Origin of the sequence: Altererythrobacter sp. B11 (assembly GCF_003569745.1) — a bacterium.
In the GTDB taxonomy this organism is placed as follows: domain Bacteria; phylum Pseudomonadota; class Alphaproteobacteria; order Sphingomonadales; family Sphingomonadaceae; genus Croceibacterium_C.
Genome location: NZ_AP018498.1, coordinates 149,077 through 171,795, shown reverse-complemented (window position 1 = coordinate 171,795; position 22,719 = coordinate 149,077). Strand labels below are relative to the sequence as shown.

The 22,719-nt window shown below is 66.1% G+C and carries 23 protein-coding genes; 15 read left to right on the top strand and 8 right to left on the bottom strand.

Annotation, left to right across the window (positions count from 1 at the left end; genetic code table 11):
* The 12 genes from AEB_RS00755 (at position 1) to pcaF (ending at position 10,748) form a co-directional block, all read left to right on the top strand.
* On the top strand, positions 1-813 hold the full coding sequence (locus AEB_RS00755; RefSeq protein ID WP_119081374.1) for an IclR family transcriptional regulator domain-containing protein: 813 nt from the start codon (positions 1-3) through the stop codon (positions 811-813).
* 111 nt (positions 814-924) lie between these two features.
* On the top strand, positions 925-2,109 hold the full coding sequence (locus AEB_RS00745) for an alpha/beta hydrolase (protein ID WP_172592959.1): 1,185 nt from the start codon (positions 925-927) through the stop codon (positions 2,107-2,109).
* A 226-nt stretch (positions 2,110-2,335) separates the two neighbouring features.
* Complete coding sequence (locus tag AEB_RS00740; RefSeq protein ID WP_172592958.1) at positions 2,336-3,193, top strand: amidohydrolase family protein; 858 nt, start codon at positions 2,336-2,338, stop codon at positions 3,191-3,193.
* 193 nt (positions 3,194-3,386) lie between these two features.
* A complete protein-coding gene (locus AEB_RS00735) occupies positions 3,387-4,040 on the top strand; it encodes a flavin reductase family protein (RefSeq protein ID WP_172592957.1) in 654 nt (217 codons plus the stop codon).
* A gap of 15 nt (positions 4,041-4,055) precedes the next feature.
* Positions 4,056-4,880: a hypothetical protein gene (locus AEB_RS00730; protein WP_145985249.1), complete on the top strand. Its 825-nt coding sequence runs from the start codon at positions 4,056-4,058 to the stop codon at positions 4,878-4,880.
* On the top strand, positions 4,877-5,593 hold the full coding sequence (locus tag AEB_RS00725) for an HpcH/HpaI aldolase family protein (protein ID WP_119081369.1): 717 nt from the start codon (positions 4,877-4,879) through the stop codon (positions 5,591-5,593). Before AEB_RS00730 ends, AEB_RS00725 begins: the two co-directional genes overlap by 4 nt.
* A gap of 18 nt (positions 5,594-5,611) precedes the next feature.
* Positions 5,612-6,394 (top strand): GntR family transcriptional regulator, encoded by a 783-nt coding sequence (locus tag AEB_RS00720; RefSeq protein WP_231958836.1) that lies wholly within the window; start codon positions 5,612-5,614, stop codon positions 6,392-6,394.
* Positions 6,395-6,538: 144 nt separating this feature from the next.
* Positions 6,539-6,811, top strand: a complete 273-nt coding sequence (locus AEB_RS00715; protein ID WP_172592955.1) for a hypothetical protein — start codon at positions 6,539-6,541, stop codon at positions 6,809-6,811.
* Positions 6,812-6,813: 2 nt separating this feature from the next.
* Positions 6,814-8,112 (top strand): MFS transporter, encoded by a 1,299-nt coding sequence (locus AEB_RS00710; protein WP_119081368.1) that lies wholly within the window; start codon positions 6,814-6,816, stop codon positions 8,110-8,112.
* A 49-nt stretch (positions 8,113-8,161) separates the two neighbouring features.
* Positions 8,162-8,866: a 3-oxoacid CoA-transferase subunit A gene (locus AEB_RS00705; protein WP_119081367.1), complete on the top strand. Its 705-nt coding sequence runs from the start codon at positions 8,162-8,164 to the stop codon at positions 8,864-8,866.
* Positions 8,863-9,543 carry a 3-oxoacid CoA-transferase subunit B gene (locus AEB_RS00700; RefSeq protein ID WP_119081366.1) on the top strand — a complete coding sequence of 227 codons (681 nt, stop codon included), beginning with the start codon at positions 8,863-8,865 and terminating at the stop codon, positions 9,541-9,543. The genes AEB_RS00705 and AEB_RS00700 overlap by 4 nt, the downstream gene beginning before the upstream one ends.
* Positions 9,540-10,748, top strand: a complete 1,209-nt coding sequence (gene pcaF, locus AEB_RS00695) for a 3-oxoadipyl-CoA thiolase (RefSeq protein WP_119081365.1) — start codon at positions 9,540-9,542, stop codon at positions 10,746-10,748. The genes AEB_RS00700 and pcaF overlap by 4 nt, the downstream gene beginning before the upstream one ends.
* A 108-nt stretch (positions 10,749-10,856) precedes the next feature.
* On the opposite strand, the gene gluP is transcribed toward pcaF, so the two are convergent.
* The 6 genes from gluP to AEB_RS00665 all read right to left on the bottom strand — a co-directional run bounded on the left by gluP (position 10,857) and on the right by AEB_RS00665 (position 16,079).
* A complete protein-coding gene (gene gluP, locus AEB_RS00690) occupies positions 10,857-12,137 on the bottom strand; it encodes a glucose/galactose MFS transporter (RefSeq protein ID WP_119081364.1) in 1,281 nt (426 codons plus the stop codon).
* Positions 12,138-12,209: 72 nt separating this feature from the next.
* Entirely contained in the window at positions 12,210-13,190 is a 981-nt protein-coding gene (locus AEB_RS00685) for a LacI family DNA-binding transcriptional regulator (protein WP_119081363.1), read from the bottom strand.
* Between the two features lie 151 nt (positions 13,191-13,341).
* The gene (locus AEB_RS00680; protein WP_172592954.1) at positions 13,342-13,803 is read right to left on the bottom strand and encodes a MarR family winged helix-turn-helix transcriptional regulator; all 462 of its coding nucleotides are present in this window, start codon (positions 13,801-13,803) and stop codon (positions 13,342-13,344) included.
* A 79-nt stretch (positions 13,804-13,882) separates the two neighbouring features.
* A complete protein-coding gene (locus AEB_RS00675) occupies positions 13,883-14,290 on the bottom strand; it encodes a nuclear transport factor 2 family protein (RefSeq protein ID WP_119081361.1) in 408 nt (135 codons plus the stop codon).
* Positions 14,287-14,697: a nuclear transport factor 2 family protein gene (locus AEB_RS00670; protein ID WP_119081360.1), complete on the bottom strand. Its 411-nt coding sequence runs from the start codon at positions 14,695-14,697 to the stop codon at positions 14,287-14,289. Before AEB_RS00670 ends, AEB_RS00675 begins: the two co-directional genes overlap by 4 nt.
* Entirely contained in the window at positions 14,694-16,079 is a 1,386-nt protein-coding gene (locus tag AEB_RS00665) for a spinster family MFS transporter (RefSeq protein WP_119081359.1), read from the bottom strand. The genes AEB_RS00670 and AEB_RS00665 overlap by 4 nt, the downstream gene beginning before the upstream one ends.
* A 174-nt stretch (positions 16,080-16,253) precedes the next feature.
* Here AEB_RS00665 and AEB_RS00660 point away from each other — a divergent pair, with 174 nt between their 5' ends.
* The 3 genes from AEB_RS00660 to AEB_RS00650 all read left to right on the top strand — a co-directional run bounded on the left by AEB_RS00660 (position 16,254) and on the right by AEB_RS00650 (position 21,177).
* A complete protein-coding gene (locus AEB_RS00660; RefSeq protein WP_119081358.1) occupies positions 16,254-18,782 on the top strand; it encodes a TonB-dependent receptor in 2,529 nt (842 codons plus the stop codon).
* A 2-nt stretch (positions 18,783-18,784) separates the two neighbouring features.
* Positions 18,785-20,458, top strand: a complete 1,674-nt coding sequence (locus AEB_RS00655) for an alkaline phosphatase D family protein (RefSeq protein ID WP_119081357.1) — start codon at positions 18,785-18,787, stop codon at positions 20,456-20,458.
* 116 nt (positions 20,459-20,574) lie between these two features.
* Positions 20,575-21,177: a twin-arginine translocation pathway signal protein gene (locus AEB_RS00650; RefSeq protein WP_119081356.1), complete on the top strand. Its 603-nt coding sequence runs from the start codon at positions 20,575-20,577 to the stop codon at positions 21,175-21,177.
* A gap of 236 nt (positions 21,178-21,413) precedes the next feature.
* Here the strand turns inward: AEB_RS00650 and cydX are convergent, their stop codons facing one another.
* Both cydX and cydB read right to left on the bottom strand, forming a co-directional pair.
* Positions 21,414-21,533, bottom strand: a complete 120-nt coding sequence (gene cydX / locus AEB_RS00645; protein ID WP_119081355.1) for a cytochrome bd-I oxidase subunit CydX — start codon at positions 21,531-21,533, stop codon at positions 21,414-21,416.
* 12 nt (positions 21,534-21,545) lie between these two features.
* Positions 21,546-22,697 carry a cytochrome d ubiquinol oxidase subunit II gene (gene cydB / locus AEB_RS00640; RefSeq protein WP_119081354.1) on the bottom strand — a complete coding sequence of 384 codons (1,152 nt, stop codon included), beginning with the start codon at positions 22,695-22,697 and terminating at the stop codon, positions 21,546-21,548.
* Positions 22,698-22,719: the final 22 nt, after the last annotated feature.

Here is a 22,719-nt window from a genome sequence, read left to right as displayed (position 1 = left end):
ATGGCAACGCCGGACTCGACAGGCAGCGGCCAGACGCCTCGCGCCAGACGTGCTGCGGACGACGACTATATCCCGTCGCTGGAGAAGGCCCTCGCCGTGCTGGAGCTCTTCGGCAGCGATCGACCGGAATGGACGCTCAGCCAGGTCGCTCGTGAACTCGACCTGACGCCCGGAACCACACGCAGAATCCTGCGCACCCTCGAGAAGCTCGGCTATGCTGCGGCTGACGAAGGTCGCTTTGCTCTGACGCCCCGCGTCCTCAATCTGGGCTTCGCCTATCTCTCCTCACAGCCATTTGCGGCCGTGGCGCAGCCCATGCTTGTGCGGCTGGCGCGACAGCTCAAGGCAACCTGCTGCATCACCGTGCTGGACGATCGGGAGGTGGTGTATATCGCGCGCGGCACGCACAAGGCGATCGAGCCCTTCTACGTGCATGTCGGCGCGCGCCTGCCCGCCTATGCAACCGCGCCGGGGAAGATCCTGCTGGCCGGCCTGCCGGAGCCGGAGCTGAAGAAACAGCTGAAAGGCTGGAAGCTCGACGCGATCACGCCCAACACCATCACCACCGCCGAGGCATTGCTGGAGGACCTCGCCACAGCGCGCGGGGCCGGATACGCCATCAATGATCAGGAATTGTTTCTCGGGCAGCGGTCGATCGCGGTACCCCTGTCGCTGGGGGGCAGGCAGTCCGCCGCCATCGTGGCTGCGACCTCTGTCAGTGAGGCATCGGTGGAGCGGCTGGTGGCGGAGCTGCTAGGCCCCTTGCAGAACGCTGCAGCAGAAATTGAGGAGGCCGCCGCCGCCCTGCTCTAGGGCGTGATGCTGCCGTTCTGCACTTAAATCCCGACCGCTGAAAAGATCCCCCAATGCCGGGCGAGGGAGGTGGTGATCTGACCGATGCTCTGGTCGTCCAGCTGCCGAGCGATGTGGACGGTAGCGATCTCGGCGCCGCTCAGGACGCCAGCTTGTATGGCGGAAAAATTTCCGGTAGCCCCGCTTGGGCGATCTGTTTCGCCATCAAGGCTACCGGGCGGTGCAGCCGGCACATGTCACGGGATGGGAGAAATGCGGCACATGATTCTCAACGCAGTCGCCCGTTCGCTGTTTCGCCGCGGAGTGTTGGCCTGCGCTGCGCTCAGCGCCGTGGCCCTTGCATCGGCAACCGCTGCATCGCCGATCCGGATCGAGCGGCAGGGATCCTTTTCGGCCGGTGGTACGACGATCGGCGACGCGACCAGCGGACACCTGTCATGCGATCACGGCTTTGTGGAATTCCAGATCCCCGAACACCCGCGCAAGGTGTCGCTGCTGATGTGGCACAGCTCCAGCGTGGCGGTGTGGCAAAACCGATGGGACGGCGGCGAAGGCTTCCAGAGCATTTTCCTCCGGCGTGGCTATCCGGTCTATCTGTGGGATGGCCCCCGCGTCGGCCGCGCCAATTGGGGGTGTGAGGATTACACCTACCGGGCGACACCGGGGCGCGACGAAGGAAACTTCACCGCCTGGCGTCTCGGCAGCAAGTTTCCGGAGTGGTTTCCGGGCGTCCAGTTTCCGGTCGGCGATCCCCTGGCGTGGGATCAGGCGATGCGCGCGAGGTATGACGAATTCGACACGGTCGAGAATGCCGAGCTTCAGGCCGAGGCAGCGGCAGCCGCGATCGATCGCATCGGTCCCACCGTCCTTCTCACCAATTCAGCCGGTGGGCTGCGCGCCTTCCTTGCCGCCACGAAAAGCGACAATGTCCGCGGCATCGTCGCGTATGAATCGCCGGGATACGTCTTTCCTGAAGGGGCTGGGCCTGAGGCGGGGTATGGCCCGTTCGGGCCGATCAAGGTGCCGCTCGAAGATTTCCGTCGCCTCACGCGGATACCGATCCAGATCGTCTTCGGCGACAATATCGCACAGTCGCGAAATTGGAGTGCGGCTTACCGGCTCTGCCAGCAGTTCGTTGAAGTCGTGAATGCGAACGGCGGCCATGCCGAGATCCTCTCGCTGCCCGAGGTGGGGCTGAAGGGGAATACGCACATCCCCTTCGCAGATCTCAACAATGTCGCAGTGGCGGACGAATTGTCCGCCTTTCTCAAGCGCAACGGTCTCGACCGCCGTTGACCGCTCCTGTTCCGGCAAACGGCGGATGGATAAGCCCTCGCGCGGCGGCAGGGCTTGCCCGGCACCGCTCATTCTGACGAGCCCTCGCTTGCATGACCTATATTTATAGGTCATTAGCCGGGAAGGCGCGGCGAGCATGCCTCAGCGCCGGCTTTTGAGACAAGATGCGGGACGAGGTGCACGCTTGGCTTCCAATCTGAACAGGGCATCTTCCTTGCCGGCGGACATGGAAATCCCGCGCGGAAGCTGGGATTGCCACACCCATATCTTCGCACCATCGGGCGAGGGTCCTCCGCTGGATGCCGCCGCTTATGCTCCTCCCGCAGGCCACTTTACGATGCATCGGGAAATGCTCGCTGCGCTGGGCTTCGAGCGGGCACTGCTCGTGCAGCCATCGCTCTACGGAACCGATCATAGCGTGCTCCTTGCATCTCTCGCCAGAAGCGGGGGACAGCTACGCGGGATCGGATCATGCCCGGTCTCGACCACCGAGGCGGACCTGCACCACCTGCGCAGCCAGGGCGTGATCGCGATGCGGTTTGTCGGGGTGCTCGGCCCGGGCGGCGGGGCCTATCCCGGAACGCAAGGGCTGGACGTGCTGGAGCATCTCTATCCCGCCCTCTCGGCCGCCGGAATGCAGGTCCATCTCTGGGCAGACCTCGAAACCTGCACCTCTCTCGCCTCATCAGCCGCCACCGGCAACCTTCCCATCGTGCTGGACCATCTGGGCGGCCTCTCGCCGGAGGATACGCCCGGCACGCCACGTTTTGACCGCTTCGCCGACGCGCTCAGCAGCGGAATGGCCTGGGTGAAACTCACCTATCTGCGACGGTCGCGGCAGCCCGGTGAGTATGAGGATATCCGGCCGGTGGTCGAAGCGCTCGCGGAACGGGTGCCGGAACAGATCATATGGGGCTCCGACTGGCCCTTCGTACGTCTGGACCCGCCCCCCAATGGTGCCCGGCTCGTCCGGCTGCTGAGCGAATGGCTGGGTCCCGAAATCTTCGCCTTGTGCCTGCGGGATAATCCCGACCGGCTGATAGCGTGGGGCGAGCACCTTGACGCAGCGGAAGCGGGCCCATAAAACAAAAACCTAGATATATGGATGTTTGTTGCGATGGCGATAGAGGATCTTGTGCAGGAGGTGCCGGAGGCGCTGTATTCGGCCGCCTTGCGGTGCGCCCCGCCGGATACTTTGGAAGCCTGAGGTGCGGGCACCTGCCCGGCATAATGGCGAAGCTGGCGCGGCGTCGCGCTGCGGCGGAAGGTAACTGACGATGGCCAATTCCCAGCCCGTGTTCCTCGATCCGGCCGACGCCGGCACGTTCAAGCGCGGCATATTCAACGCGATCATCGCCCCGCGCCCCATCGGCTGGATCAGCACGATCGACGGGCAGGGACAGGCCAATCTGGCGCCCTTCTCCTATTTCAACATCGTGTCCAATCTGCCGCCGATCCTCATGTTCTCGTGCAACACGCCCGAGGATCGGGCGGCGAAGGACACACTCACCAATGTCCGGCAGAACGGCGAGTTTGTGTTCAATCTCGTGGGCGCAGAGCAGGTCGCGCAGATGAACGACACCTCATCGCCGGTACCCTATGGGACCGACGAGTTCGAGCATTTCGGCATCGAGAAGGCGCCCAGCCGGATGGTCGCCGCCCCGCGTGTGGCGGCGTCACCCTGCAGCCTGGAGTGCAAGGTCATTCAGATCGTATCCTTCGGCGGGGGAGATCTGGGACCGCAGACGAATGTCACCTTCGGGCAGGTCGTCGGAGTGCATATCGCGCCGGGGTATCTCCATGAAGACGGGCATTTCGATACGCTTGCCGCTCGCCCCGTCTCGCGGCTCGGCGGCGCCGAATATTCAGTTACCGAGGAGAGCTTTGTCCTGACCCGCAAGTTCACCCGGGCCAATGAAGCCACTTACTGAAAGCAGCAGCTGCCCATGACACAGCACCCTCAACCGCCACGGCTCGTGGATCTTCAGCCTTCGGCGGAGGCGCCGGCACGAGCCATCGCCAAGGCGCAGAACTTCACGGTCGAACGCCTGTGTGGAGGGAGTGCCACGCCATTTCCTATCGCTTCCGAGACAGAGCTGATCATTTTACTGCCCCGGACTGGTGCCCGCCTCAGCGGGGCCCGAGAGGCGGAGTTGCCCGGACAGGCGATCGCCATCGTGCCGCCCGGAACCTACACCCTTACGGTGCCGGAAGCGGGCGAGGTGTTTGTGCTTGCGACCGATTCCACGGTCGCCGGCGAGGTACCCGATGACCACCACACGGGGCATGACCCGCGGATCCGGGCGGTAGGCCGGCCTTACCAGCGCGTGGCCCGCCGCGGCGAAGTGCGGATCCATCCGGTCGCAAGCATCCCCATTCCACCGGATAACGGGCGCCTGCGCTTCGTGCAGAGCGAGACGATGAGCCTGAACTGGGTGGAATACGATGGTGTCCGCGATCGCAGCGCCCTCAGCCCGCATGCGCACACGGACTTCGAACAGGCCTCGCTCGCCATTGAGGGAGCCTTCATCCACCACCTGCGCACGCCCTGGGGGCGTAACGCCGATCTCTGGCAAGAGGATCAGCATCTGGTCGCCGGGCCGGCTAGCGTCATGATCATTCCGCCCGAGATCGTTCACACCACCGAGGGAAGCGGCGGGGGGCGCCACGTGCTGGTGGATGTCTTCGCCCCGCCGCGCGACGACTTCATCGCCAGGGGTTGGGTGTTCAACGCCGACGAATATGTTGCGCTTGCGCCGGTGGCGGCATGATCCCGGACGGTCCGCGCGGGCTGTTCATCAAGACCCCCGCACCGCAAATCGTCGAGCTCATCGCCCTGGAGCGGCCCGACTTCGCGGTCATCGATGCGGAGCATGGGCCATTCGACCGCGCCATGATCGACCTGATGATGCTGGCGGGCCGCGCCGCCCGGCTGCCACTCTTCGTGCGGGTACCCGATGCTGCCGGACACTCGATCGGCAGCGCACTGGACCTCGGCGCCGCAGGAGTGATGGTTCCCCATATCGCTTCGGTAGAGGCTGCGCGCGACGCGGTGGGCCGGGCTCGCTACGTCGGCGGGACGCGAGGCTTTTCGAGCGCGCCGCGCCACGCGTCCTACGGGTCGATGACGATGCGCGACATTATTGCGACCGGCGACCGCTCGCAGGTCCTGGTGCAGGTCGAGCATCCCGAAGCCGCGGCGCGTGCGCGGGACATCCTCGAGGTGGACGGGGTCGACGGCATCGTGGTGGGCAGGGCTGATCTGGCGATCGCGATGGGGGAGGGCGACACGGCCGCGCCTGTGGTGGAGGAGCTTGTCCTGCGCATCTTTTCCGACGTTCGCGACAGCCAAAAGATCAAGGGCGTGGTGGTCTCGAGCGAGGCCGAGCGTCAGCGCTACGCGCAACTCGGCGCCAACTGGTTCATCATGGGCAATGATCAAAGCCTTTTGCGTAAAGCATTGCGGCAGCTACTGTCGGCGTGACGTGAAAGGAGGACGAATTTGAAAGCGCGCGCTCCGCAGAAGGCCGCGAGGCAATCACCCGATGATGCGGCGGCGAAACCGACAGCCGATCTCAGCAGCCGCGGGATCGCCCGCTACCACCAGCTGGCGGCTGTCTTCCGGCGGCAGATTGAAACCGGGACATGGGAGGTCGGCAGCCAGATCCCCACCGTTATCGAGCTTGCGCAATCCTACGACGTCGCCCGTGAAACGGTGCGGCAGGCGCTTGGCATGCTGGCGGACGAGGGCCTGATCCGGCGCTATCGGGCCAAGGGCACCTTTGTAACGGCCGCCCCGCGTGACCAGATCTGGTGCCAGCTGGAGACCAACTTCCTCGGACTGCTGCAGGCGCGCGAGGGCGCTCAGATCGAACTGATCGAAGAGGAGCGGAAGGTTCCGATCACCGGCAGGATCGAGTTCGGAGTCCCGGACGTGGCTTACCGCCGGCTGCACCGGCGCCACTGGCGGCAGGATCAGCCCTATATGGTGGCGGATGTTTTCATATCCGAACGCTGGGCCAACAAGATCCCGCGATCGGCTTTCACCAGCAAGACCGCGCTGAAGCTGATTGCAGATATCGAAGGCCTGACAATCGCGGATGTCGAACAGATCATGACGATCGGCGTGGCCGATCTCGAAGCCTCCACGGCGCTGCGCATTCCGCTCAACGCGCCGGTCGCCCAGATCGAGCGCTGCGTCACCGACAGCGATGGCATTCTCGTCCTCTTCGCGCGCAATACCTATCGCGGCGACGTGGTGAGGCTCAACATCAAGTCCAAGTAAGACAGCCAAGGGCGCCGTGCGGCACGGCTCCCGCAAATCGGCGCAATTTCACCTTCAGCCTTTACCGACCTAAAAACTAGTTATATAGGTTTTATGAAGGCGCGGGTCGGGGTATCGGCGCCGCTTTGCCTGGGAGAGGCGTGGATGAACCGACCGCAGATGGTGGGATTGGGGCTGGCGATTGCCGCGGCCGGAGTGGGTACGCTCGGCCTGCTCGACTCCGAACGGCTCCCCACTCAAGACGAACGGGGCGCGCTAGGTTCGAGCGATGCGAACCATGACGGACGCGTCTCGCAGGCAGAATGGTTGCAGGCCGGCGGCCATGCTGACCGATTTCCCTCGCTCGACACCGATGGTGACGGCTTTCTCGACCCTGCAGAAGCCGGTGCCGCTCGCGGCTCTGGCCGGAAGGACTGATCATGGACGCGCGCGCCAGCGATCTCGGACTTGAGGCGGACCAGCCCAAGCGCAAATTCTCCCGCCGGCAGATGTGGGCCTTGGCGATCCTCGGCGTCCTGACCGGCTTCAACATGGTCGATCGCGGGCTGCTCGCACTCAACCTCGAGCCTATAAAGCTCGATCTGGGCGCCACGGACACCCAGATGAGCCTTGCCGCAGGGATCGGCTATTTCCTTCTCAACGCCATCGCCGGAATTCCGCTGGCCCGGCTCGCGGACCGTTACAGCCGGCGAAACATCGTCGCGATCGGCTTCGCATTTTACAGTCTGATCATCGGCGCGATGGGAATGGTGACGAGCTTCGCCGGGCTGCTGGTCACACGCATGCTGCTGGGCATCGGCGAGGCATCGGGCAATGCGCCGTCGAGCGCCATGGTCAATGATCTCGTTCCGCCCAAGAACCTGCGCATGGCGCTCGCGAGCCTGCGCGTCTTCGGCGCGATCACCGTCCTCGTGATGATGAGCAGCCTCGGCTACATCACCGAAACCTTCGGATGGAGAGCCTCCTTCTACGTCCTCGCATTACCGGCGATCATCTTCGTACCCCTGATGATGTTCACCGTCCGTGAGCCGGATCGCGAAAAGGGCGCCGACGGGCGCGAGGTGCGCCCGGTAAGTCTCCGGCAGGCATGGGCGCAATGGCGACGCTCTCCAACCTTTCTCCTCGTCATCACCGGCTTTGCGCTGGCAGGCGTCACGCTTCAGGCGAACAGCGTATGGGCGCCCGCCTTCCTGACGCGCGTGCGCGACCTCTCCTCGACGGAGATCGGCATGATCTCGGGTATCTCGCGGGGGCCCGCCCTGTTGCTCGGATCGCTGATCGGCGCCTGGCTGACCGATCGCATGGCGCGGCGCGATCATCGGTGGAGGTTCTGGGTCCCCGGCGTGATGCTGATGCTCGGCGCGCCCGCGGAACTGACCTATCTGATGGCGGATGCGTACTGGGTCTGGCTGCCGGCCTATCTTCTCACCGGCATGCTGATCATGGGTTCGCAAGCGGCGACGATCGCCATTTGCATGGATGTCTCAGGGGCCGGGCTTCGCGCCACGGGCCTGGCCTTTGCGCTGCTGGCCAGCAATCTGCTTGCTGATCTCATCGGTCCGACAAGCATAGGCCTCATGAACGACACCGTCTTCGCCTCCCTTGGGACCGATGCGATCCGGTATTCGATGGGTATCGTCGCATTTGCCGCGGCGGTTGGCGGATTGCTGATCCTGATCGCCTCGCGCTTCGAAACAGAAGAGACCCGCTCGGGATGAGCTCTGCCCGTGCGCTCTGCCAGTCGCACGCTCCAGCGGAAGAACGCCCATGATCGATAAGACGACCCGCACCGCCGCTGCCGCTGTGGCCGAGGTGTTTGACGGAGCTTCCGTGATGATCGGTGGCTTCGGGACGGCAGGCATGCCCAACGAACTCATCGATGCGCTCATTGCGCGCGAGGTCGGCGAACTGACGATCATCAGCAACAATGCCGGGAACGGGGAGACCGGCCTTGCCGCGCTGATCAAGGCCGGGCGCGTTCGGAAGATCATCTGCTCATTCCCTCGTCAGGCTGATTCCCACCATTTCGACGCGCGCTTTCGAAAGGGGGAGATCGAACTGGAGCTCGTGCCGCAAGGCAATCTGGCGGCCAGGATCCAGGCGGCAGGGGCGGGGCTGGGGGCGATCTTCACCCCAACCGGGTTCGGCACCGAGCTTGCCCGCGGCAAGGAAACCCGCCGCATCGACGGCCGCGACTATGTTCTGGAATATCCCATCGCCGCCGACTTCGCGCTGATCAAGGCATACAGAGCCGACCGCTGGGGCAATCTCGTCTATCGCAAGACCGCGCGCAATTTCGGCCCGCTCATGGCGATGGCGGGGCGGATCTGTATCGCCCAGGTGTCGCAGATCGTGGCGCTCGGCGTGCTCGATCCCGAAGCAATCGTGACGCCCGGCATATTCGTGCAGCATGTGGTCGAGATCGCCCAGTCGGCCGAAGTGAGCAGCTATCCTGCGGAGGCTGCCGCATGACGAGGCGCCTCGACCGTGATCAGATGGCCGCGCGCGTGGCGCAGGACATTCCCGAAGGCGCCTGCGTCAATCTGGGGATCGGCCTGCCGACGCGAATTGCAGATTTCCTGCCACAGGGACGCGAGATCCTCCTGCAGAGCGAGAATGGCCTGCTCGGAATGGGGCCGGCTCCCGATCCCGGCGAGGAAGACTGGGACCTGATCAATGCCGGCAAGCAGGCCGTAACCCTGCTGAAGGGGGGCGCTTTCTTCCATCATGGCGACAGCTTCGCCATGATGCGCGGTGGACATATCGATATCTGCGTTCTCGGTGCCTATCAGGTGTCCGCGAGCGGAGACATCGCCAACTGGCATACCGGCCAGCCGGATGCCATCCCGGCGGTCGGGGGCGCGATGGACCTGGCGATCGGCGCAAAGCAGACCTTCGTGATGATGGAGCTGCTGACCCGGCACGGCGAGAGCAAGCTCGTGGAAAAATGCACCTATCCGCTCACCGGCCTCGCCTGCGTCAGCCGCGTGTACACCGATCTCGCCATATTCTCGGTTGGGGCTGGCGGGGCCGCGGTGATCGAGATGGTGGAGGGCATGAGCATCGACAAGCTGCGCGGCCTGACCGGCCTCGATTTATCCTCGGCGCCATCATCCGCAAACGACCTTGAGCCCCGGAGTCGCGCATGAGCGAAGCGTTCATCTGTGATGCCGTCCGTACACCGATCGGGCGATACGGCGGCGGCTTGGCCGGCGTGCGGGCCGACGATCTGGGGGCGGTGCCGCTCACGGCGCTCATGGATCGCAATGCTTCGCTCGACCCGTCAGCCGTGGAGGAAGTCTTCTACGGCTGCGCCAATCAGGCCGGGGAAGACAATCGCAACGTCGCCCGCATGAGCCTGCTGCTCGCGGGGCTTCCCCCCTCGGTGCCGGGCGTCACGATCAATCGGCTGTGTGCTTCCGGGCTCGAAGCGGTCGGCAGCGCCGCACGGGCTATCCGGGCGGGAGAGATGGAGCTTGCCATCGCAGGTGGCGTCGAAAGCATGAGCCGGGCACCCTATGTCATGGGCAAGGCTGGCGCCGCTTTCGCGCGCGACCAGGCGCTGATGGACACCACCATGGGATGGCGCTTCGTGAACCCCGCGCTGCATGATCGGTATGGAACCGATACCATGCCGCGCACCGGCGAAAACGTCGCTGAACTGTTCAAGATCAGCCGAGACGACCAGGACGCCTTTGCCCTGCGGAGTCAGCTGCGCACGCGCGCTGCCGTGTCGCGCGGATTCCATGCCGCGCAGATCGTGTCGGTAATCGCTCCCGGGAAGTCTCGGGGCGAGACGATCGAGATCAGCGCTGACGAGCATCCGCGACCCGACAGTTCGCTCGCGTCCCTGTCTGCTCTCAGGCCGCTGTTCCCGCCCGGCGGGACGGTGACGGCCGGCAATGCGTCGGGCATCAACGACGGCGCTGCGGCGATCCTCATCGCCAGCGAGGAAGCGGCAAAACGCCACGGGCTGGTGCCACGCGCGCGCATCATGGGCATGGCCGCCGCCGGCGTGGAGCCGCGCGTAATGGGGATCGGGCCCGTGCCCGCCGTGCAAAAGCTCATGGCGCGCCTCGGCCTGTCTATTGACGATTTTGACGCGATCGAGCTGAACGAAGCTTTCGCAAGCCAGAGCCTGGCGGTGCTCCGCTCGCTCGGCCTCGCCGATGACGCGGAGCACGTCAATCGCAGCGGCGGCGCGATCGCGCTCGGTCATCCGCTCGGGATGTCCGGGGCCCGGCTCGCGCTGACCCTGGTGCAAGAGCTGGAGGAAAGCGAGGGCCGGTTTGGCCTCGCCACCCTTTGCGTGGGGGTCGGCATGGGCCTCGCGCTCGCGGTGGAAAAGGTGTGATCCGTAAACGCTCGTGTTCAGAGGAACATGCCGGACATGAACCCCTAGCTGCGGGTGAATCGATCGCCGGATTGATCTGCCATTGCCACCGCGTTCTGCTCGAGCGCTTCAATGCGCCGCGTTGAGCGCGGGATCCGCTTCCTCTCCCCGGCGGACAATCGCGCGGCCTGCCGCCATTGCGAAGGCGCAGAGCCCCAGGTAGCACAGCGCGGGCAGGATGAAGGATTGGGCATAGCCGGCGGCATCCGAGATCGCGCCTGCTAGAAGCGGGAGGAAGGCCCCGCCCACGATGGCCGTGCACAGGAAGCCCGCCGTTGCTTCCTCGCTGGCGGTGGAGCGTTCCAGCGTCAGCGTGAAGATCGTCGGGAACATGATCGAGTTGCACAGGCCCACGGCCAGCGCCGCGTAACCGCCGATGCCGCCGCCCAGCAGGAACACCACCAGGCACAGGGTCGCTGCGGCCGCCGTTGCGACCATCAGCAGGCGGTAGGCCGGGATGCGGATCATCAGGCCCGAGCCCACGAAGCGGCCCATCATCGCGCCCAGCCAGTAAAGGCTGACGAAATAGCCGGCGCGCTGCAGCGGAATGTCCCACACGTCGGGCGAATGGAGGAAGAGCGCCATCTGCGCGCCAATCGACACTTCCGCGCCCACGTAAAGAAAGATCGCCAGGCCGCCCAGCAGCGCCCAGCGCGAGGACAGGGCGGCGCCGATCGTTTGCCCGACGGATGCGGCGGGGGCGGGCGGGGGAGCAGATGCCTCGATCCGCTTGCGCATCACGGCAATGAAGAGGCCGAGCAGCACGATGAGCGCCGCGATCAGGAGGAAGGCCGTGTCGATCGCGGAGAGGGCGGATTCGCGGGTCGCGGCATCCAGCGCTTCGCCGGTGCGGGCTTCCAGGCCCTGCAGCAGCAGCCCGGCGCCAAGCAGCGGCCCCAGCACAGTGCCAAGCGAATTGAAGGCCTGCGCGAAGGTGAGGCGGAAATGGCTTCGTTCCGGCGGGCCGAGTGCCGCCGCGAGCGGATTGGCCGCCACCTGCAGAATGGTGATGCCGCTGGCGATCACGAACAGGCCGAGCAGCACGCCTTCATACAGGGCCGCATTGCTGGCGAGCAGGATCACGAAGCAGCCGAGCGTCATCAGCGCCAGCGCCAGCAGCACGCCGCGCACCTGCCGCAGGCGCGCAACGATCAGCGCGGCGGGCAGAGAGACCACGCCATAGGCGATGAAGAAGGCGAAGGCGCTCAGCTGCGCCTCCACATTGCTCAGGCTGAAAATGCTCTTCACGGCGGCGATCAGCGGATCGACCAGCGAGGTGATGAAGCCCCACCCGAAGAACAGCGCCGTCACCGTGGCGAATGCGCTGGTTGCTTGCGCCTGTCTGGCCATCCTCTCGTCCCCTCCCCAGGCGCCGTGAAATGCGGCTGCGGCAATGGTATATCCCGCCGGGTGCCAACGCTGTCAACAAATCGCCGTGGACGGGCGGATCAGCAGTTCATGCCGCAGCTGCGAGAGATCCACCTTCTCGCCCAGCAGCATGGCCGCCGCGGTTTCGCCCAGCGCTCGCACCGGCTGGCGCACGGTCGTCAGGGCGGGGAAGGCAAGGCGGCTGCCGGAGGAATCGTCGAACCCGGCGATGGCGACGTCGCCCGGTATCGCGAGGCCGCGGGAATGCGCCACCCGCATCGCGCCAAGCGCCATGTAGTCATTGGCGGCGAAGATCGCTGTGGGGGGCTGCGGCAGGTCGAGCAGGGCATGGGCGGCCTCGGCGCCCGACTCAACATCGAACCGTCCGGGGCGGATCAGGCTCTCCTCCGGCGCGATGCCCGCATCTCCCAGTCCATCGAGATAGCCCCGATAGCGCGACTGGGCCATGGCATGATCGGGATGCGGCAGCACAAAGCCGATCCGCCGGTGGCCCTGCTGCACCAGATGCGCCACCATCTCGCGGGAAATGGCGCGATCATCCATCTGGATGGCTTCCCCGTAGAGGTCGAGCCCGCCCGCGATGCGCACCAGCGGCACCTTCAGCCGCTCCACATGCTCCACCACGCGGGCCATGTCGCACAGGGGCGGCGTCAGGATCATTCCGTCGGGCCGGAGCGTCCGGACCAGCCGCTCGATCATCTCCAGCGCCTCTTCGCCAAGGTCGATCGGCTCCGACACGAGGTGATAGCCTTTGTCGCGGCAGGCGCGCGCTGCGCCCATCAGCACTTCGGTGATGTAGGCGGGGCTGGGATTGTTGAAGGGATAGGCGATGATGAAGGATCTCTGCCCGGCCAGCTGGCGCGCCGCGAGATTGGGGCGATAGCCAAGCGCCTCCACGGCCTCCTTGACCTTGGCCTGCAGCGCAGGGCGCACATGGGCTTCCTGATTGAGCACGCGCGAGACGGTCTTCATCGATACGCCGGCATGTCGCGCGACATCAAGAATGGTCGGCACTCGCTACTCCCGCGTGTTCGCGGGCGCTGCGTCGCCCGCTTTCCCCTGCCAATGCAAGCCATGCATAAAGCCGAACATCATCATGGCTCCTAGGGAAATCGCGCCGCGCCCCCTCTCCACAGACGGGGCGAGGGGGCGGGCAGGGGCGCCGCTACGCCCCTTCTGCGCCCAGGATGTTGCGCGCCATCACCTCCAGGTCGCCCGAAAGCCGCGCGCGATCCTGTTGCGACAGCGATGCGGTGATCTCTGCGAAGAACTTTCGCCGATCCGCCCGGACCTGTTCGAACTTCGCCTGCCCGGCAGGCGTCACGCTGATGATCAGGCGGCGGCGATTGGACTCGCATGGGTGGCGCTGGACGAGGCCCGCCTCCAGCAGCTTCGATACGGCGCGGCTGATTTCCGCCCGGTCGATCTCCCCCGCGGTGCCTATCTCGCTCGCGCTGGCCGGGCCGGAGGAGCCGATGAAGGCCAGCACCCGCCACTCTGCCAGCGAAAGGCCATGCTCCGCCTGCAATTGCCGCGCCGAATGGCGATCGATCAGCTTGGCCAGCAGCAGCAGCTGATACGGGACGTGATCGTCGCCAAACAGGTTCCACATCGCCGGGAGCTTCATCGTGGCGGATCGCTGCCAATTGCGTGTGCCGAATGCAAGAGCCACTGCATCGAAGAAGCGCCGGGTTCCGGCGGCGGGATCACCGGTGGATGGCCGCCGGGCGGAACTCGCGGGTGATCGTGGCGGCGCGGATGCGGGTGAACACGGCACCGTCATATTCGTACAACACCAGGCTGTTCACATAATGCCGATCCCCCTGCCGCACCGGGCGGCCCAGGAAATCGTCGAGATCCGCCAGCACCACGAATTCGGATTCCAGCTCCGCCGCCAGAATGCCGCCCTCGTGGAAGCAGTCCACGATTTCGATCGTACGGCGGGCCTGCGCGCGCACGCGGGTGTAGAAGGCCACGATTGCCTCACGGCCGATCAGCTCCGTCCCGTTGCCGATCACCAATTGCACGTCGGGGGCGTAGAAGGTGACCAGCTTTTGCCAGTCCCCGGCGTTGAAGGCGTCGATATAGGCGCGAAAGCGGCTTTCGGGCGTCATGGCTGGCGCCCGTTGAAGCGGGCGTAATTCGCCGTGCGAATGCTCGTGAAGCGATCGTCCGCGATGCGATAGGAAATGAAATTGATGCTCTGGCGGCAGTCGCCCTTGCGCATGGCGCCCGTGGGCATCTCGGGCCAGTCCCGCACGGCCACCAATGTCGTGCGCAATTCCGCGATCAAGCCGCGGCGATCGGGCGCACCGACGAAGATCAGCACCTCCACCGTCTCTTCGAGATAGTCGCGGACCACGCGGTAGAAATCGAGCACCGCCTCCCGCCCGGTGACCTGCGCCGCCTGCCCGTGAAAGACCACATCATCGGCATAGTAAGCGCCGAAACGGGGGAAATCCCCGGCGTTGAAAGCGGCGAGATAGGTCTCGAACCAGGATCGGAAGCTGCCCTCGCTCATGCCTCCTCGCCGGAAACGTAATAATGCTCGCGCAGCGTGCGCGAGGCGATGAGGAAGCACAGCGCGGCGACGAAGAACACGCTGACCGAAGTCATCAGCGCCGCCTGCACGCCGTGGCTGGCCGCCAGCGCGCAATAATCCGTGCCGCCCGCGGCGCGGGCCAGCGCCGCTTTCGTATCATGGCATTGCGCCAGATAGTCGCCCGGCCCGGCATAGTCGCCGGCGGCATAGCGGTCGCTCAGCCAGCCAACGAAGGTGGGGCCGAGGCCATAGCCGAAGATGGTGTAGAGGATGCTGAACAGCGCAATGCCGGTGGCGCGCATGCGCGGCTCCAGCATGTTCTGGATCAGGCCCTGCGTCGGCCCGTAATAGAGCAGCAGCGAGGATCCGGCGACGATCAGCAGGATCGTGCCGAGGACGAGCGATTCCGTGCTGAAGGCGATCCAGTACAGCGGCGGCGCGATCACCAGGCCGGCGGCGGCACCCCAGGCGGGCCAGCGTTCGTCGCGCTGGCGGGCAAGCCAGTCCGTGCCGAAGGATCCCACCAGCAGCCCCGTGCCCAGCGATACGCCGGATATAACGCCGTAAAGCGTGCCCCCGAAGGCGACCGGCAGATCATACATGCGGATCAGGAAGATCGCGAGGAACTGCGAGATCGAGGTCATGCCGAAGCCCGCCAGAGAGCCGCCCAGGATGACGAACAGCAGGCTCTTCTTCCGCAAGACCACTTTCAGGAAGGCCTTGAAGTCCGGCGCCGGCTTGGGGGACGGCGGCAGCCGGTCCACCAGCCCGCGCGGCGGCTCACGCAGCAGCAGGACGATCAGCACGCCCACCAGCACGCCCGGCAGGCCGAGCGCGACGAAGGCGGCGCGCCAGCCCCAGATGCCGGCGATCCAGCTGCCCACCGCCGCACCCAGGAAGGTGCCGATGGGCGAACCCAGCATGATCACCCCCATGATCGAGGCGCGCCGGTCCCGCGGAAAGTGATCGCCCACCAGCGATGCCGTGGCCGGCTGCGCGCCCGACTCCCCTACACCCACCGCCACCCGGCACAGCAGCAGGTGCAGGAAGCCGCCGGCAACCCCGCAGGCCATGGTGGCCACCGACCAGACGGTGATTGCCACCGCCAGGATCTTCACCCGCGATGTGCGCTCCGCCAGGCGGCCGATGGGCAGGCCGAGCAGGGCGTAGAGGAAGGCGAAGGCTAGCCCCTGCAGGATGCCGAGGTCGAGGTCCGTCAGGCCAAGGTCGACCTTGATCTGCTGCGCAAGCGCGGCGAACACAGCGCGATCGGCGAAATTGAACACCGCGATGAGCGACACCACCAGCACGAACATCCGCCGGTATCGCGGGGACAGCAGATCCTGATCCTGTCGCGCCACTGCCACTCTCCCTCCATGCGATTCAATCGCGGTTCACCCTCTTTGCGGGGGCCTTGCAGGGACGATGCCGCAGGCATGTTGATACGTCAACGTAAGCCTGTGCTTCGCGGGGCATTGCGCTGTCATCCGCCTTTAACGCATCGGTTCTAACCGCCGCGAAGAAAGGTAGTTCTCATGAGATTTCGAACCTGTACGCTGGCCGCTGCCAGCCTCGCCTCGCTTGCTGCAGCATCCGCCGCCCGCGCCGAAAGCGCGGAGGAGGCGCCGGGCGAGAACACGATCACCGTGACGGCGCAATTGCGCGAGCAGGATCCGATCGACGTACCGATGACGCTGAGCGTGCTGAGCGCGGAGGAACTCGATCGCTTCGGCATCGACGAGTTTGACGATCTTTCGCGCTTCACCCCCGGCTTCGAGGTGCAGAACCAGTCGCCCAACAATCCCGGCTTCGTGATGCGCGGCATCACCTCCGACAGCGGCGAGGCGACGACCGAGCCGCGCGTGTCGGTCTATCAGGATGGCGTCTCCATCTCCAAGTCGCGCGGCTCCTATGTGGAGCTGTTCGATGTCGAGCGGGTGGAGGTGGCCAAAGGGCCGCAATCGACGCTCTATGGCCGCGGCGCCCTGATCGGTGCCGTCAACATCATCCAGAACAAGGCCGAACTGGGCGTGGCCGAAGTCTTCGCCAAGGGCTCCTATGGCAATTACGATGCCTGGAGCATCGAAGGCATGGCCAACGCCCCGCTGGGTGACGACGTGGCCCTGCGCATCGCGGGGCGCGTGCGGCAGCGCGACGGCTATGTGGAGAACCTGCTGGGCGGGGAGGATTTCAACTCCGCCGATACGAGCGCGGTGCGCGGATCGCTGCATGCCGAAACGGGCGCGCTGACCTTCGACCTGATCGGTAACTACCAGAAGGACGAGCCGGCCGGCACCGCCTTCAAGTCCATCGCCTTCAATCCCACCGATCCGACGACCGGCGAGGTGCTGGGGGACCGCGGGCGCAACAGCGGCGCGGCGCTGGCCGCGGCGGCCGACTTCCCCGATGGCAGCGAGCTGGGACTTGATCGCGAGGTGTGGGGCATCACCGCGCTTGCGGGCTACGAGCTCAGCGATCGCGTCACCCTCAATTCCATCACCGCCTTCCGCCGGTTCGATGCGCTGGAGATCTTCGATGCGGATGGCATCTCGCTGCCGGTGCTCACCGCGGCAGAGGACGCCTGGGGCAAGCAGTTCAGCCAGGAACTGCGGCTGAGCTTCGAGGATGGCCCGCTGTCGGCCTTCGTGGGCGCCAGCTATTTCTGGGAGAAGGGCGAACAGCGTAGCCCTGCTCAGTTCGACGAGCGTGCGGCGCTGGCCACGCTGGCCGGGGCGCTGAATGGCGGCGGCGTGTTGCCCGGCCGGCCGGCCGATACGCCCGCCCCCATCAGTGTGATCGACAATGCCGCGCTCACCAGCGGCATCCTGCAGCGCGCCTTCGGCCTGCCCGCGCCGCTGGCCGCGGGCATCGCCGCCAATATGAAGACGGGCCATCTGGAAACGTCCACCAACGGTTCGCGCACCACCGCCTTCGACCTGTTCGGCGACGTGACCTATCGCCTGTCCGACCGGTTCGAGATCGGCGGCGGCGTGCGCTACAGCCATGACGACAAGCGCAGCAGCTACAGCTCGGCCGTGCTCAACGGTCGGTCGATCCTCGGCGGCGTGATCGCGGCGCAGAGCATTGCGGCAGCGGGCGGCGATCCCACGGCTCTGCTTACCGCGCTCGCGACGCCGGGCGCGGCGAGCATTCCGCCCTCCGTCCTGTTCCCCGTCCCGCTCTTCGGCCTCGGCACGCAGCCCACGGCCAACAACGGCGATGCGGACATTGCGGAGAATGACAACGGCGGGTTCTCCTGGCGCCTCACCGCGCGCTACATCCCCAGCGCCGACGCCAGCATCTATGCCACCTATTCGCGCGGACGCCGTCCGCAGGTGCTGGCCGCCAGTGCCCCTGGCGTTCCCTTCGCGGCCACCGACTTCGACCTGCTGCCTTCGGAGACGGTGGACAGTTTCGAACTCGGCGCCAAGACGGCGCTGGCCGATCGCACGCTGTTCCTCGACGGCGCGGCGTTCTTCTATCAGTACGACAATTTCCAGACGACGGAGCAGCAGGGCACGCAATTTGTCGTCACCAACGCCGGCAAGGCCGAAAGCTATGGCTTCGAAGGCCAGATCCGCTGGGCGCCCAGCGACATCGTCAGCCTGTTCGGCACCTATGCCTACAACCACAGCCGCTTCACCACAGGCGTGCGCGACGGCAATCGCTTCCGCCTCTCGCCCGATCACAGCGCCTCGCTGGGCGCGATACTGGGCGTTCCGGCAGGTGCCGGCCGGGTGGAATTCTCTCCCACGCTCACCTGGCAATCGAAGGTCTTCTTCGATGACGACAACGATCGCAGCGATCTGCAGCAGCCCCCGGCCGCGCTGGTGGCGGACAATATCGTCGACGAGTTCCAGGGTGGCTACGCGCTGGTGAACGCGCGGCTGGGCTATGCCGCGCCGGATGCGGCCTGGCGGGTGGAGGCCTTCGTGGAGAACCTGTTCGACCAGGAATACATCATGGACGCGGGCAACACGGGGGACAGTCTGGGCCTGCCCACCTTCATCGCCGGCGCCCCGCGTTTCTACGGCATTTCCGCCAGCTTCCGCTTCGGAGGGTAGTCATGAGGATGAATCGCCGCGCCGCATTGGGCGTCATCGGCACGGGCGCAGTCCTGCCCGTGGCCGGCCTCCATGCCCAGCAGCAGGCGGCACAGGCCGCCTTCCTGCACGGCGTCGCCAGCGGCGATCCCACCACCGGCGGGGCCGTGCTGTGGACCCGCGTAACCCCGGCCGATGAGGCCCATGCCGGCGCCATCCCGGTCACCTGGCATGTGGCGGAGAGCGAAGGCGGCGATCCGGTGAAGAGCGGCGAGGCGGAAGCCCGCTCCGCGCGCGATTTCACCGTGAAGGTGGAACCCGCCGGTCTCACTGCGGGAAAGGACTATTGGTACTGGTTCACCCTGGCCGACGGCAGCACGTCGCCCATCGGCCGCTTCCGCACCCTGCCGCGCGGCCGCACGGCCGATGCGGCGCTGGCCGTGGTCACCTGCCAGCTGTTCCTCGGCGGCTATTACAACGCCTATGATTCCATCGCCCGGCTGGAGCGGCTGGATGCCGTGGTCCATCTGGGTGACTACATCTATGAATATGGCGCTGACGGCTATGGCGCGGAAATTGGCGCGCGCATCGGCCGCAGGCTGGAGCCCGAGCATGAGATCGTGACGCTGGCGGATTATCGCCGGCGCCATGCCTGGTACAAGACCGATCCCATGCTGCAGGCGGCCCATGCTCGCGCCGCCTTCATCTGCGTGTGGGACGATCACGAAACGGCGAACGACAGCTGGGTGAACGGCGCCGAAAACCACCAGCCCGAAACCGAAGGCGATTGGCAGGCGCGCAAGGCGGCGGCGCTGCAGGCCTATTTCGAATGGATGCCGATCCGCGATCCCGCACCAGGCAATCCGTGGGAAGCGATCAACCGCAGCTTCGCCTTCGGCGATCTCGCCACGCTGATGATGGTGGAAACGCGGCTTCTGGCGCGCAGCGAGCAGGCCGATTTTAAGGGCGCGACGCCCACGGCGGACGCCATCGGGCGCGTGCTGGCGGTGCGCAACCGTGAAGACCGGGAAATGCTGGGCGCGCCGCAGCGCGAATGGCTGGAACAGGGGCTGGCGCAATCCGTGTCAGCCGGCGTGCCCTGGCAGATCCTGGGCAATCAGGTGGTCATGGCGCGCGTCGCCGGCCCGGATGTCGAGCAGCTGTTCGGCAAGGATCGCGCGGCCGCCATGTTCGCCGCCCTGCCGGAGGCGACGCGGCAGCAGGTGATGGCGGCGCAGGCCGGCTATCGCGCCGGGCTGCCGTTCAATCTCGACAGCTGGGATGGCTATCCCGCCGCGCGCGAGCGGCTCTATGCCGGCTTCCGCCGCGCCGGATCGCAGCCGCTGGTGCTGGCGGGGGACAGCCACGCCTTCTGGGCAAACAATCTGGCCGATGCGCAGGGCAACCCGGTGGCGGTGGAATTCGGCACCAGCGCGATCAGCAGCCCGTCGATCGGCGATTCCCTGCCGGAAATCCCGCTGGGCGATCTGCTGGCGGCGGCCAATCCCGAAGTGGAACTGTGCGACCAGCGCGCCAAGGGCTATATCCTGCTGACGCTCACGCCGGAGCGGGCGCAGGCGGATTACATCGCCATGTCGACCATTTACGAGCCCCGCTACACCGATCACGTGCTGGCGCGCTTCACCGTGGAGGCGGGCGAGGCCGGGCGCAAGCTGCACCGCGTGGCAGCGGAGTAGGCACTTCCTCGGCGGGGTGTCCAGAATACGCATCCCCCGCGTCCGGCCTTCGTGTTAGGCGCGTGGCGGGCGGCCCGATCGGGCGCGGCTGACCGCAGCTTTCAGGGGGTGACGGAATGAATGTGAAGACCGCGAGCATGGGTCTGGCGCTGGCGTTGCTGGCGATGGCGAGCGTTCCGGCACAGGCGCAGGAAGCCGCCCCCGCTGCGACACAGGCGCCGGCGCCCTTCGTTCCGGCCGATTTCGCGGTTCCGCAGCGCGCCGAAGGCCCCGGCTTCACGCTCGTGCCGCTCGGCCCCGATCTCGTGAAGCTGGATTTCGACGCCTATATGTCGTCCATTCCGCACCTGCAGCAGACCTTCTCGCGCAGCACGGACTGGCCCCGCGAAGGCCTTAACGATGCCGATGCGATGCGCGACATGGAGGGCGAACAGGCGCGTTTCGCGGCGCGTAAATCCTTCGCTTATGGCGTGCTGACGCCCGATGGCAGCCGGGAGCGGGGCAGCGTCTATGTCTCCCCCAGTCCGGTGCCGGGCTATGACGCCGTCGTCCGCCTGTGGGTCACCAAGGCGGAGTATGACGCCGGCTTCGACGCCGAGCTGTATGACTGGGTGCAGGCCTGGGTGAAAAAGGAATGGCCCTTCGCCAAGGTCGCCTATCCGGGCCGCGCGATCGACTGGGCCAGCTGGGACGCAATGGTGGCGGAGAAGCCGCGCTAGGCACTGGCCCCCACCGCCCCCTCGTCGTTCCCGCGCAGGCGGGAATCCGGTTTGGGCGCTGCGCCTGCCGCCCTGGATCCCCGCCTGCGCGGGGATGACGAAGGGGGGAGAGACGTCCCCAGCGGGGTTCGCTATTGCCCCCATCCGCTCGTCCTGAGCCTGCGAAGGACGCGCTCTGACGGCGCGGGCCGCGCCCTTCTCTCGTCATTCCCGCGAAGGCGGGAATCCAGCTATCTTCAATCCAGCACGGTCTTGTCGCGATCCTCGGGATCGGTCTGGAATTCGTGCCATATGCCATTGAGGATGCCGAACCCGACCGCGAGGCCGACGCCGAGGATCCAGGAGAAATACCACATCTGCGCGTGTCCTCAGTAGAAGTCGGGGTTCATCGTGCTTTCCGCCTCGCTCACGCGGCCGAACATCACCTTGTAGGCCCAGGCGGTGTAGAGCAGCACGATGGGCAGCAGCACGATCGTGACCAGCAGCATGATGAACAGCGTGCCGGGGCTGGACGAGGCGTTCCACACCGTGAGGCTGGAGGATGCGTCGATGGAGCTGGGTAGGATGAAGGGGAACATCGACAGGCCGACCGTGGAGATGATGCCCACATTGGCGAGGGAAGATCCCGCCAGCACCAGCAGGTCGCGCCCGCTGCGAATGCCGATCAGCGACAGGGCGGGGCCGGCGAAGCCCAGAATGGGGGCGATCAGCATCCAGGGATAGTGGCCGAAATTGTCCAGCCAGGCGCCGGGCGCGGCCACCGCGCCGGTCAGCCGCGGGTTCGACGGCCCCATGGGATCGGCCACGCCCGCAAGGCGGAAGCCGATGTCGCCATAGGCGATGTAGAGTCCGCCGAGCGCGAAGAGCAGCAGCGAGAGCAGCGCAGCCGCCTGCCCCCATTGGCGCGCGCGATCATGCACCACGCCCCGTTCCAGCTTGATCGACAGCCAGCCGGCGCCGTGCAGCACCAGCATGGTGACAGAGAGCAGGCCGGTCAGCAGGGTGAAGGGCGTGAACAGGCCCAGCAGCCCGCCTTCGAAGAAGGTGCGCAGGTCGCTGTCGAGCCGGAAGGGCGCGCCCGCCAGCACATTGCCCACCGCCACGCCGAACACCAGCGCGGGGATGAAGCCGCCGGCGAACAGCGCCCAGTCCCACCGATTGCGCCACGCGGCGTCGGCCTTCTTGGAGCGGTATTTGAACCCCACCGGGCGCAGGATCAGCGCCGCGAGGACGAGGAACATGGCGAGGTAGAAGCCCGAAAAGCTGACCGCATAGACGAAGGGCCAGGCGGCGAAGATTGCCCCGCCGCCCAGGATGAACCACACCTGGTTCCCTTCCCAGGTGGCGCCGATGGTGTTGATCACCGTGCGCCGTTCCGCATCCGTCTTGCCGATAATCGGCAGCAGCGCCGCGGTGCCGAGGTCGAAGCCGTCGGTCAGCGCGAAGCCGATCAGCAGCACGCCCAGCAGCAGCCACCAGATGACCCGGAGCGTTTCGTAATCGAGAGGTATCGGAGGCATGTCTCGTATCCTTCTCTGGCCG

Excerpts from the sequence above, each read along its gene's own strand:
- AEB_RS00755 (WP_119081374.1), top strand. The coding sequence starts at position 1 with ATGGCAACGCCGGACTCGACAGGCAGCGGCCAGACGCCTCGCGCCAGA.
- AEB_RS00745 (WP_172592959.1), top strand. The coding sequence starts at position 925 with ATGTGGACGGTAGCGATCTCGGCGCCGCTCAGGACGCCAGCTTGTATG.
- AEB_RS00740 (WP_172592958.1), top strand. The coding sequence starts at position 2,336 with ATGGAAATCCCGCGCGGAAGCTGGGATTGCCACACCCATATCTTCGCA.
- AEB_RS00735 (WP_172592957.1), top strand. The coding sequence starts at position 3,387 with ATGGCCAATTCCCAGCCCGTGTTCCTCGATCCGGCCGACGCCGGCACG.
- AEB_RS00730 (WP_145985249.1), top strand. The coding sequence starts at position 4,056 with ATGACACAGCACCCTCAACCGCCACGGCTCGTGGATCTTCAGCCTTCG.
- AEB_RS00725 (WP_119081369.1), top strand. The coding sequence starts at position 4,877 with ATGATCCCGGACGGTCCGCGCGGGCTGTTCATCAAGACCCCCGCACCG.
- AEB_RS00715 (WP_172592955.1), top strand. The coding sequence starts at position 6,539 with ATGAACCGACCGCAGATGGTGGGATTGGGGCTGGCGATTGCCGCGGCC.
- AEB_RS00710 (WP_119081368.1), top strand. The coding sequence starts at position 6,814 with ATGGACGCGCGCGCCAGCGATCTCGGACTTGAGGCGGACCAGCCCAAG.
- AEB_RS00705 (WP_119081367.1), top strand. The coding sequence starts at position 8,162 with ATGATCGATAAGACGACCCGCACCGCCGCTGCCGCTGTGGCCGAGGTG.
- AEB_RS00700 (WP_119081366.1), top strand. The coding sequence starts at position 8,863 with ATGACGAGGCGCCTCGACCGTGATCAGATGGCCGCGCGCGTGGCGCAG.
- pcaF (WP_119081365.1), top strand. The coding sequence starts at position 9,540 with ATGAGCGAAGCGTTCATCTGTGATGCCGTCCGTACACCGATCGGGCGA.
- gluP (WP_119081364.1), bottom strand. The coding sequence starts at position 12,137 with ATGGCCAGACAGGCGCAAGCAACCAGCGCATTCGCCACGGTGACGGCG.
- AEB_RS00680 (WP_172592954.1), bottom strand. The coding sequence starts at position 13,803 with ATGAAGCTCCCGGCGATGTGGAACCTGTTTGGCGACGATCACGTCCCG.
- AEB_RS00675 (WP_119081361.1), bottom strand. The coding sequence starts at position 14,290 with ATGACGCCCGAAAGCCGCTTTCGCGCCTATATCGACGCCTTCAACGCC.
- AEB_RS00670 (WP_119081360.1), bottom strand. The coding sequence starts at position 14,697 with ATGAGCGAGGGCAGCTTCCGATCCTGGTTCGAGACCTATCTCGCCGCT.
- AEB_RS00660 (WP_119081358.1), top strand. The coding sequence starts at position 16,254 with ATGAGATTTCGAACCTGTACGCTGGCCGCTGCCAGCCTCGCCTCGCTT.
- AEB_RS00655 (WP_119081357.1), top strand. The coding sequence starts at position 18,785 with ATGAGGATGAATCGCCGCGCCGCATTGGGCGTCATCGGCACGGGCGCA.
- AEB_RS00650 (WP_119081356.1), top strand. The coding sequence starts at position 20,575 with ATGAATGTGAAGACCGCGAGCATGGGTCTGGCGCTGGCGTTGCTGGCG.
- cydX (WP_119081355.1), bottom strand. The coding sequence starts at position 21,533 with ATGTGGTATTTCTCCTGGATCCTCGGCGTCGGCCTCGCGGTCGGGTTC.
- cydB (WP_119081354.1), bottom strand. The coding sequence starts at position 22,697 with ATGCCTCCGATACCTCTCGATTACGAAACGCTCCGGGTCATCTGGTGG.